Origin of the sequence: Pseudomonas sp. (assembly GCF_049645325.1) — a bacterium.
Lineage (GTDB): Bacteria > Pseudomonadota > Gammaproteobacteria > Pseudomonadales > Pseudomonadaceae > Aquipseudomonas.
The window spans coordinates 1-2,580 of sequence record NZ_JBARTQ010000360.1; the positions used below are offsets into that span (position 1 = coordinate 1).

General features: G+C 61.9%; 2 protein-coding genes. One reads left to right on the top strand and one right to left on the bottom strand.

All coding sequences use genetic code 11. From position 1 onward, the window contains the following. Window positions 1-348 (top strand): ABC transporter ATP-binding protein (locus WBB95_RS15950; RefSeq protein WP_424488465.1); only part of this gene is annotated, 348 nt, incomplete at its 5' end. Between the two features lie 325 nt (window positions 349-673). Here WBB95_RS15950 and WBB95_RS15955 read toward each other — a convergent pair. Next, a complete protein-coding gene (locus tag WBB95_RS15955; protein WP_424488466.1) occupies window positions 674-2,266 on the bottom strand; it encodes an IS110 family transposase in 1,593 nt (530 codons plus the stop codon). Window positions 2,267-2,580 lie beyond the last annotated feature (314 nt).

Below are 2,580 nucleotides of genomic sequence, written 5' to 3' on the forward strand. Positions count from 1 at the left end.
ACCTGGGACTTCTTCCGGCATCGCCGGAAGCTCCGCAAGACCGCCGACGATTTGCTCGAGGTTGTCGGTCTGGGCCACCGCCTGAAGCACAAGCCGAGCGAGCTCTCCGGCGGCGAGATGCAGCGAGCGGCCATCGCCAGGGCTTTGGTCACCGAGCCCGAGTTGCTCTTGGCCGACGAACCGACGGGAAACCTCGATCACGGCACGGGGCAGGACATCCTGCGGATCCTGCGATCCTTGAACCGCCAGCAGCGGCTCACGATCGTCATGGTGACGCACGATCAGTCGATCGCCGCGCAGGCCGACCGGGTGGTTCGCCTGGCCGGGGGGTTAGTTGAAACCGCCTGATGAGGCGGAGGAAAGCACTGTCATGGGGGAGTTTGCGATTTCGATGATGCGCGCACGTTGAGCGCAACGACCTCACGGTAGTTTTTTTCGGACTCGATGTCCAGCGACGGGAAGGCTGCCAGGCACGCTCGGTCAGCAGCAAGGGTTCGTTCTCGCCACCCTGGTAGATATCCGAAGCTCGAAGGCTCCACACTGTCTCATCCGGCGTTCGAACCGCTGACAGAGCACCATGCTTTTTCTACGGGCTTGCTCCACGAAGCTTACGCTGCGTGGATATCCCTCGGGGTCAAGACGATGTTGTCAGTGTGCCTGGCGGCACAACAAGTCAGCCAGAGCTCCGAGCTTCGGACATATTCGATTCTAGCGTCTGTGCATCAGCGATTCCAAGTTCTTCGGAAGTAAGTCCCAGTCGGATCAGCAATGGGATCAGCAAGTTGCCGATGGGCTCGGGGCCGCGGCGCTTGCGGGTCACGAGTTCCGCCAGCGGCCTGGCCTCGGCGGCGTGTTCGGACTTGGGAAGCCACACATACGCTTCGTTCAGGTCACGGATCAACTCGCCGATCGGCGTGTCGTGCAGGCGGTGGAACTCGCGCAGCTTGAACAGCAGATATTCACGATCCACGCCGCGGCCACGCCAGACCTGTCGCCCGCCGACAAGCTGATAGACCATCCGCATGGCGCGGTTGGCAATCCGGCAACGTCGATCGCGCGGGTCGACGTTCCGTTGTGCCCACAGGGCCGACAAGCCGCGGTAGTACGTATGGCACTTGATCAGATTCTCGGCCACCAGCATGGCGGCGCCGCGGAGTTGCCGATTGCACTGACGAACGAGTGAGCCGTCGGCATGATCAACCGCGTCGCTTTGGTAACGCGACGGGTAAAGCCCCGCTCGCCCATTGATGGCGCGGGCCGAAGCGTAATGCTCGATCGACCCGGCCTCCCCGGCCAGTCGGGCGGCGGAGACGACGTTGATGCCCGTCACGCTCAGCAGCAGCACATACGGCGTTTTCACGAGAAAACCGGCCATTTCCCGCTCCGCCGCCTCAATCTGTCGTTCGAACAACTGCCGCACCTCGTTGAGCTGCTGCCACTGCCGCGTGTGCATCGCGGCAAGCTCCGACGATTCGGCCGCGGTGCCCGCCCAGGCGACGATGCGTTCGATCGTGCGTGCTTGAAAGCGTACCTTCGCTCGCTTCAGGTGGCTCTCGATGCCAGCCACGCCGGCGCGGCGAATCGCCTCGGCCGACGAGAACTGCAAGGCAATCGGAATCGCGATCGACTTGTGGAACAGGTGGTCGTTCTCGAACAGGTCGGCGAAGCCCGGCATCGTTTGATGCAGCAGGCGTCGCATCTGCACCATCAGGCGCGAGCGCTGCTTGACCAGGTTGTGCCGATGACGCGAGGCGGCCTGCAGCGACTGATACACCTCGGACACCGGCAACGTCGCCAGGCCGTATCCCTTGACCGCCGCATGGAAGATCGCTTCCAGGTCGTGGTCATCGGTCTTTTGATCGGGATGCAGTGGCCGGCGATAATGATTCGACGCGAACGGATGAACGATGCGGGTGTCGAATCCGGCCTTGCGAAAGGCTCTCTGGACCGGCTTGTGATAGATGCCGGTCATCTCCACGGCCACGATCGTGTCCGTCAGACCTTCGCCACGGCAAGCCTCGCTGGCAAGTTGTGTCATCAACCGCAAGGCGCCTGTGGTATGCTCCACGGTCGTCGGCGCGACGAGGATCTTGCCATAGAAGTTGCACAACATCCACTTCGAGCGGCGTTTCGCGCAGTCGATGGCGATGACGCCAAAATGCTCCGGCCCAACGGCCTGCACTCGCTCCTGGATCTGACCGGCGGGCCTCCCGATAAACCGCTTCGTCGATCCCTTGGACTTCCGCTTTTGGATTCTTGTGACCATCTCCAAGTCTCCTGATTGAAGGTTGGACAAACTCCTCCAATAGAAGCGCTGGGATGGTCCTTCTTAATGCCTTAAGAGTTCTTGGGGACATACCAGGGGCCGGGGGTCTTTTCCGGCAGCACACGCTTCGCACTTGTGGCCGCCCGCCCGAGCAGTAGCAATAAATGACCCCCGTCCCCTTTTCATTCGCGCCCGGGTTGAGCAGGTAAGCCTCTTCGCCGGGCGGTCCGTCGAAGATCTCACGGAGCAGCTTGCCCAGCGCCCGCGGGAAGATCGAATCGTGGCTGTGCATGTGATTCTCCTTTGATCGACGG

What these genes read in the sequence shown, in the direction of transcription:
- WBB95_RS15955 (WP_424488466.1), bottom strand. Translation starts at nt 2,266, where the DNA reads ATGGTCACAAGAATCCAAAAGCGGAAGTCCAAGGGATCGACGAAGCGG.